This window comes from Nostocoides australiense Ben110, assembly GCF_001050535.1.
GTDB lineage: Bacteria > Actinomycetota > Actinomycetes > Actinomycetales > Dermatophilaceae > Nostocoides_A > Nostocoides_A australiense.
Genome location: NZ_HG764815.1, coordinates 1474175 through 1481521 on the forward strand (window position 1 = coordinate 1474175; position 7347 = coordinate 1481521).

General features: G+C 69.0%; 9 protein-coding genes. All 9 read left to right on the plus strand.

The annotated features are described in order from the left end of the window. A partial coding sequence (locus tag BN11_RS07070; protein ID WP_235435398.1) for a VWA domain-containing protein occupies positions 1-455 on the plus strand: 455 nt, incomplete at its 5' end. 84 nt (positions 456-539) lie between these two features. Beyond that, the gene (gene dop, locus BN11_RS07075) at positions 540-2063 is read left to right on the plus strand and encodes a depupylase/deamidase Dop (protein WP_048696176.1); all 1524 of its coding nucleotides are present in this window, start codon (positions 540-542) and stop codon (positions 2061-2063) included. A gap of 130 nt (positions 2064-2193) precedes the next feature. Next, the gene (locus BN11_RS07080; RefSeq protein WP_048696177.1) at positions 2194-2391 is read left to right on the plus strand and encodes a ubiquitin-like protein Pup; all 198 of its coding nucleotides are present in this window, start codon (positions 2194-2196) and stop codon (positions 2389-2391) included. Next, the gene (gene prcB, locus BN11_RS07085; RefSeq protein WP_048696178.1) at positions 2388-3209 is read left to right on the plus strand and encodes a proteasome subunit beta; all 822 of its coding nucleotides are present in this window, start codon (positions 2388-2390) and stop codon (positions 3207-3209) included. The genes BN11_RS07080 and prcB overlap by 4 nt, the downstream gene beginning before the upstream one ends. Next, complete coding sequence (gene prcA, locus BN11_RS07090; RefSeq protein WP_048696179.1) at positions 3206-4015, plus strand: proteasome subunit alpha; 810 nt, start codon at positions 3206-3208, stop codon at positions 4013-4015. Before prcB ends, prcA begins: the two co-directional genes overlap by 4 nt. A 19-nt stretch (positions 4016-4034) precedes the next feature. Next, positions 4035-5420: a Pup--protein ligase gene (pafA, locus tag BN11_RS07095; protein WP_048696183.1), complete on the plus strand. Its 1386-nt coding sequence runs from the start codon at positions 4035-4037 to the stop codon at positions 5418-5420. 134 nt (positions 5421-5554) lie between these two features. Further along, on the plus strand, positions 5555-6622 hold the full coding sequence (locus tag BN11_RS07100; protein WP_048696184.1) for an FKBP-type peptidyl-prolyl cis-trans isomerase: 1068 nt from the start codon (positions 5555-5557) through the stop codon (positions 6620-6622). Positions 6623-6654: 32 nt separating this feature from the next. Next, entirely contained in the window at positions 6655-7041 is a 387-nt protein-coding gene (locus tag BN11_RS07105) for an FKBP-type peptidyl-prolyl cis-trans isomerase (RefSeq protein ID WP_048696185.1), read from the plus strand. 40 nt (positions 7042-7081) lie between these two features. Then, the coding region (locus tag BN11_RS07110; protein ID WP_048696187.1) for a universal stress protein at positions 7082-7347 on the plus strand (266 nt) is incomplete at its 3' end.

The window sequence follows — 7347 nt, forward strand, 5'->3', positions numbered from 1 at the left end:
CCCCCCCCCCCCCCCCCCCGCCGCTCGACCTGCAGCCGCGCGGCATGACCGCCCTCCTCGACGCCATCGGCCGGCTCGTCACCGACGCCGGCCGGCGCCTGGCCGCCCTCCCCGAGGAGCAGCGCCCCGGCACCGTCGTCGTCGCGATCATGACCGACGGGATGGAGAACTCCAGCCACGAGTGGACCCACCCCGCGGTCAAGAGGCTCATCGAGCAGCAAGAGCAGGGCTACAACTGGCAGTTCCTCTACATGGGCGCCGACCAGGACGCCATCGAGGTCGGCAACTCCATCGGCATCGCCGCCCAGAACTCCCTGACCTACAGCCGCGGCAATGTCGACCACGCCATGGCCGCCGCGGCGAGCATGGTCGGCGACCTGCGGCGTGCCCGGGCCGCGAGCCCGGCCGCCAAGCTGCGCGGCTATTCCGACGAGGAGCGGGAGGCCTCTCGCTGAAGCCGGGTGACATCTCGACGCCCGTGAATTGACACCTCGACGGTGTGGAAACGACATCCCGACGGGGTGCGTAGGGTTGGGGCCATGGGCGTCGAGCGGGTCATGGGGATCGAGACCGAGTACGGCATCTCGCTCACGGGGGCGCCCCACGCCAACCCGATGGTGCTGTCGGGGCAGGTGGTCACGGCATACGCCCAAGCGCACGGCGTGCGCGCGGCCCGGGGGTCCTGGGATTACGCCGACGAGGCCCCGCTGCGCGACGCCCGCGGCTTCGAGATGGGCCGCAGCGTCGCACACCCGTCGCAGCTGACCGACGAGTGGGGCAGCGACGACGACCCGACGCTGGCCAATGTCGTGCTCACCAATGGCGCCCGGCTGTATGTCGATCACGCCCACCCCGAATACAGCTCGCCGGAGGTGACCACGCCCCGTGCGGGTCTGACATGGGATCGCGCCGGTGAGCTGGTGATGCAGGAGGCGGTGCGCCGCCTCGCGGCATCGCCGCCGGGGATCAACCTCTACAAGAACAACACCGACGGCAAGGGCAGCTCTTACGGCACGCACGAGAACTACCTCATGCGCCGCTCGACGCCGTTCGCGCAGATCGTCACGCACCTGACGCCGTTCTTCGTCGCCCGGCAGGTCATGTGCGGGTCGGGGCGGGTGGGCATCGGCGTCGACTCGCGGGTCCCGGGCTATCAGATCGCCCAGCGCAGCGACTTCTTCGAGACCGAGGTCGGTCTCGAGACCACGCTCAAACGGCCGATCATCAACACCCGGGACGAGCCGCACGCGACGGCGGACAAGTATCGCCGGCTGCACGTCATCATCGGCGACGCCAACCACTGCGATGTCGCCGGGCTGCTCAAGCTCGGCTCGACGTCCCTGGTGCTCGAACTCATCGAAGCCGACGCCGTCACCGACCGGCTCAGCGTGCGCCACCCGGTCGCCACTCTCCAGGCGATCTCGCACGACCCCACCCTCACGCACGTGATCGAGCTCGAGGACGGCCGCAAGCTCACCGCCGTCCAACTGCTCTGGCGCTACTACGAGATGGTCGACGCCCGCCTGGACCAGACCGGCGAGGGGGAGCAACCGCATACCGCCGAAGTCATGCGCTGGTGGGCCGACGTGCTCGGCAAACTCGAGCGCGACCCGATGAGTGCGGCCGCGGAGGTCGACTGGGTCGGCAAACTCCGTGTCCTGCAGGCGTATCAGGAGCGCGAAGGCCTTGCTTGGAACGACCCGAAGCTGAAGGCCATCGACATCCAATGGTCGGACGTGCGCCCCGACAAGGGACTCTTCAACAAGCTGCGGGCGGCCGGGCGGTTCACCGAGCTGATCCCGGAGGAGGAGGCGCGCCGCGCGGTCACCGCGCCGCCGGAGGACACGCGCGCCTACTTCCGCGGCCGCTGCCTCGAACGCTTCCCCGACAATGTCGTCGCCGCCTCCTGGGACTCGCTCATCCTCGAGGTCCCCGGCGTGCGAGCGCTGCGCCGGGTGCCCATGATGGAGCCCCTCAAGGGCACCCGGGACGCCGTCGGCGACCTGCTGGACGATGCCTCCGACGTCGGCGAGCTCCTCGCCGCCCTGGCCGCCGCCGACTGAGAACGGCATCCGGCCGGCCCCGCACCGCGCGAACCGCCGGCGCCGTGTTCGGGGCGGGCATCATGCGCGCCCTCCCCGCGCTGGCGGCCGGACGTGACATAGGCTCGGGAGGGACGAAGGGAGTTTGCCGATGGCAGGCCAGGAGCAGGTGCGTCCGACGCGCCGTGGCGGGGACGACGACGGGCCCGAGAGCGACGGCGGGCAGGTCCAGGCGCGCAGCGAGAATCTCGACCAGGACGTCGACAGCATCCTCGACGAGATCGACGGGGTGCTGGAGTCCAATGCCGAGGAGTTCGTCAAGAGCTTCGTGCAGAAGGGTGGCCAGTGAGCGGTCGCGGCCCGGGCCGGCTCCCGGACGCCTTCCGCGCGCCCGGATCCTCCTCTTTCACCGAGTTCCTCGGCGTGCACGCACCCGACCTGCTGCCCTCCCGGCGCACGCTGCCGAAGGGCCCGGTCGATGCGCCCCATGGCACGACGATCGTCACCTTGACCTACGCCGGTGGCCTGCTGATGGCCGGTGACCGGCGCGCGACGATGGGCAATATCATCGCCAACCGCGACATGGAGAAGGTCTTCGCCGCCGACGACTTCTCCGTCATCGGGATCGCCGGCACGGCGGGGCTGGCGATCGAACTCGTGAAGCTCTTCCAGGTCGAGTTGGAGCACTACGAAAAGATCGAGGGCGCCCTGATGTCCTTGGAGGGCAAGGCGAATCGTCTCGCGACGATGATCCGCGGCAACCTCGGCATGGCCATGCAAGGACTGACCGTCGTCCCGGTCTTCGGTGGCTACGACCTGGACGCGAGCCAGGGCCGGATCTTCTCGTACGACGTGACCGGCGGGTGCTACGAGGAGCACGACCACCACACCATCGGCTCCGGCTCGCTCTTCGCCCGCGGCTCCCTGAAGAAGCTGTGGCGACCCGGCCTCGACGTCGACCAAGCCCTGCACGTCGCGGTCGAGGCGCTCTACGACGCGGCCGACGACGACTCCGCCACCGGAGGCCCCGACCTGACCCGGCGCATCTGGCCCACGGTCGCCTACGTCGAGGCCCACGGCGTCCGGTTCGCCGACGAGCCGGCCGTGCACGCCGCTGTCGAGGACGTCGTCGCAGCCCGCACGGGCAACCCCGGAGGTGCGCGATGACCCAGCCGCCGTTCTACGTCTCGCCCGAACAGGTGATGAAGGACCGGGCCGACTTTGCACGCAAGGGCATCGCTCGCGGCCGGTCGGTCATCGTCGTCGGATACGACAAGGGCATCGCCTTTGTCGCCGAAAACCGTTCTCGCGCTCTGCACAAGGTCTCGGAGATCTATGACCGCATCGGCTTCGCCGCCGTCGGCAAGTACAACGAGTTCGAGAACCTGCGCGTCGCCGGCATCCGCTACGCCGACATGCGCGGCTACTCCTACGACCGATCCGACGTCACCGCCCGTGGGCTCGCCAACGCCTACGCCCAGACCCTGGGCACCGTCTTCATCCAGGAGTCGAAGCCGTTCGAGGTCGAGATCGTCGTCGCCGAGGTCGGCAAGACCGCCGACGAGGACCAGATCTATCGCCTCATGTATGACGGTTCGGTCGCCGACGAGGTGGGCTTCGTCGCGATGGGCGGCGCCGCCGAGCCGATCGAGGCCGGCCTGAAGGAGCAGTGGCGAGCCGGTATGCCGCTGTCGGAGGTGCTCCAGATGGCCGTCCGCCTGCTGGGGCAGGATCCCGCCGGGGGTGAGGCTCGCACCCTCGATCCGACCGCGCTCGAAGTGGCGGTGCTGGACCGCACCCGCCCGCGACGCACCTTCCGCCGCATCAATGGCGACCTGCTCGCCAGCCTGCTGAGCGAGACGGACCCGACCAGCGACGCTCCCACGGATGAGGCAAGTCTCGGCGAGACGCATGTCTCGACCAACCCCCAGACGCAGCGCCCGGGCGCGGAGGCGACGCCCGACGGCGACTGAGGCGGGCGGCATACCCGACATGAAGCGGCGGATCTACGGCATCGAGACCGAGTTCGGCATCACCTGCGTCGCCGGCGGGCAGCGAACGCTGACGCCGGACGAGGTCGCGCGCTACCTCTTCCGCAAGGTCGTCTCGTGGGGACGATCGTCGAATGTCTTCTTGAGCAACGGTTCTCGGCTCTATCTCGACGTCGGCTCGCACCCGGAATATGCGACCGCCGAGTGCGACGACATCGTCGATCTCGTCGCCCACGACAAGGCCGGCGAGCAGATCATCAACGATCTCGTCGCCGACGCGACCGAGCGGCTCGCCGAGGACAATGTCGCCGGCGAGATCTACGTCTTCAAGAACAACACCGACTCGGCCGGCAACTCCTATGGCTGCCACGAGAACTACCTCATCGGGCGCGGGGGAGAGTTCCACGACTTCTCCGAGGTGCTCATACCCTTCCTCGTCAGCCGCCAGCTCATCGCCGGCGCCGGCAAGATCGTCGCCCAACCCAAAGGCTCCGTCTTCTGCCTCAGCCAGCGCGCCGACCACATCTGGGAGGGCGTCTCCTCCGCGACCACCCGGAGCCGGCCCATCATCAACACCCGCGACGAACCGCACGCCGACGCCGAGCACTACCGCCGCCTGCACGTCATCGTCGGCGACTCCAACCTCTCGGAGACCACCACACTGCTCAAGGTCGGCAGCTGCGACCTCATCCTGCGGATGATCGAGGAAGGCGCCACGCTGCGCGATCTGACTCTGGACAACGCGATCCGGGCGATCCGCGACATCAGCAGCGACCTGACCGGTCGCCGCACCGTCAAACTCGCCAACGGCCGCCAGCTCAGCGCGCTCGATCTCCAGAGTGAATTCTTCAACAAGGCAACAGAGTTCGCTGCGAGCCAGGGTTATGACGATCCGGTCACCACGCGGGTGCTCGACCTCTGGCGGCGCACGCTCGAAGCGGTCGAGAGCGGTGACCACAGCGGCATCGACACCGAGATCGACTGGGCGATCAAGCACAAACTCCTGAGCGCGTATGCCGCCAAGCACGGACTCGACTGGAGCCATCCCCGCCTGGCGCAGCTCGACCTCGCCTATCACGACATCGACCCCGATCGTGGGCTGTTCAACGTCCTGCAGCGCCGCGGGCTCGCGAAGCGGGTGGTGGACGGGGCACGCGTCGAGGCCGCCAAGGACGACCCGCCCCAGACGACCCGAGCCAAGCTGCGGGGCGAATTCATCAAGGTGGCCAAGGAACACCGGCGCGACTACACGGTCGACTGGGTGCACCTGAAGCTCAACGACCAGGCCCAGCGGACCGTCTTGTGCAAGGACCCCTTCCTCGCCAAGGACCACCGGGTCGAGCGCCTCATCCAGGGCATGACTACCGGCGCGATCCCGCAGCCCTGAGCCCGCGGCATACCGTCCGCGGCGGGCCAACGGCCACCGGGCTCGGAACTTTCACCCATGTGACCGGGTTATGGTGGGGTGAACCCAGGCGGCCCGACGGGCCGCGGATCCCCTCCCCGAAAGCTGTTATCACCGTGCCTGCTGCCCGTCGCGCCACCCGCGCGCTGACCGCACTGACCGCCGCGTCCGCACTCACCCTGGGTCTGGTGGCCTGCGGATCCGGCAGCTCCTCATCCTCCTCCTCGTCCACCTCGGCCGGCCCCGGATCCGAGGCGAGCGGCTCCGCAAGCGCCTCGGCCGGCGGATCGGCGAGTGGCTCCGCCAGCGCCTCGGCCACCGCGGCGACCGACGGTTCCATCGACGACATCAAGGTCAGCGGCGGCGACGACAAGACCGCCCCCAAGATCGACCTCGCCAAGAAGCCCTTCGGCGTCGCGAAGTACACCTCCAAGGTCCTCAAGGAAGGCACCGGCGACGCCACGAACGCCAAGAGCGTCGCCGTCGTCAACTACGTGCTCGTCAACGGCACCGACGGCAAGACCCTCGACGAGAACTTCTCGACCGAGGCGGCGGGCTTTGACGTCGGTGACGAGAGCCTGATCCAGGGTCTGCGCGCGGCCCTGACCGGAGTCAAGAAGGGCTCCCGTGTCGTCGCCGCCCTCACCCCGACCGACACCTTCGGCCCCCAGGGCAACGCCCAGGCCGGCGTCGCGGGCACAGACACGCTCATCTTCGTCTTCGACGTCGCTGACGTCGTGACCAAGCTCGACGCCGCGACCGGCAAGACGGTCACCCCGAAGGCCGGCCTGCCCAAGGCGACCTGGCAGGAGGGCAAGCCCGCCACCTTCGAGATGCCGAAGTCCGACCCGCCCAAGGAGTTGGTGATCCAGAAGCTCATCGAGGGCGAGGGCGCCAAGGTCGAGAAGGGTGACACCGTCTTCGTGACCTACACCGGGGCACTGTGGCGCAACGGCGAGGTCTTTGACTCCAGCTTCAAGCAGAGCCCCACGGCGAGCTTCAGCTTCCCCGTCGGCGCAGGCAAGGTCGTCGCCGGCTGGGACAAGGGCATCGAGGGTCAGAAGGTCGGTTCGCGCCTGCTGCTCGTCGTGCCCCCGAAGGACGGCTACGGCGACGCCGGCCAGGGCGACATCAAGGGCGACGACACGATGGTCTTCGTCGTCGACATCCTCGGCAAGTACTGATCGACTCCACGACACCCCGACAAGGAGCCCACATGCCCTTCGACCCCAACACCGAGCGTCCCGAGATCGACTTCCCCGAGGGCGCTCCGCCTGCTGACCTCGTCATCGAGGACATCTGGGAAGGCGACGGCGCGGAGGCGACCCGCGGCTCGACCGTGCTCGCGCACTACCTCGGCGTCGCCCACTCCACCGGTGCGGAGTTCGACGCCTCCTGGAACCGGGGCGCGCCGCTCGACTTCCGCCTCGGGGTCGGCCAGGTCATCGCCGGATGGGACCGCGGCATCGTCGGGATGAAGGTCGGCGGTCGCCGCAAGCTGACGATCCCCGCGCACCTCGCCTACGGCGACCGCGGCGCCGGCGGCGCCATCAAGCCGGGTGAAACCCTCATCTTCGTCGTAGACCTGGTGGACGTGCGGTAGGCCACTGACCAGTCCGCATACCGGGGCCTAGGCTTGGGGTATGACAGCGCAGTCGCCGGATCTGCCCTACCCGAGTTCGGCCGAGGTCCCGGCCGGAGCCATCGTCGTCGGCATCGACGGCCGCGAGGAGGACGCCAACGCGCTGGACTGGGCCGCCGCCGAGGCCGTCAGTCTCGGTGCACCGGTGCACGTGATCACAGCCCTGGACATCGACCTGCCCCTCGCCGGCGGTGGTGAGGCCGTGCCGATGGCGTTGATCGAGGATGCGCTCGACGACGACGCGACCGCCCGCCTCGAGCGGGCCTG

What these genes read in the sequence shown, in the direction of transcription:
- BN11_RS07105 (WP_048696185.1), top strand. Translation starts at nt 6,655, where the DNA reads ATGCCCTTCGACCCCAACACCGAGCGTCCCGAGATCGACTTCCCCGAG.
- BN11_RS07080 (WP_048696177.1), top strand. Translation starts at nt 2,194, where the DNA reads ATGGCAGGCCAGGAGCAGGTGCGTCCGACGCGCCGTGGCGGGGACGAC.
- prcA (WP_048696179.1), top strand. Translation starts at nt 3,206, where the DNA reads ATGACCCAGCCGCCGTTCTACGTCTCGCCCGAACAGGTGATGAAGGAC.
- pafA (WP_048696183.1), top strand. Translation starts at nt 4,035, where the DNA reads ATGAAGCGGCGGATCTACGGCATCGAGACCGAGTTCGGCATCACCTGC.
- dop (WP_048696176.1), top strand. Translation starts at nt 540, where the DNA reads ATGGGCGTCGAGCGGGTCATGGGGATCGAGACCGAGTACGGCATCTCG.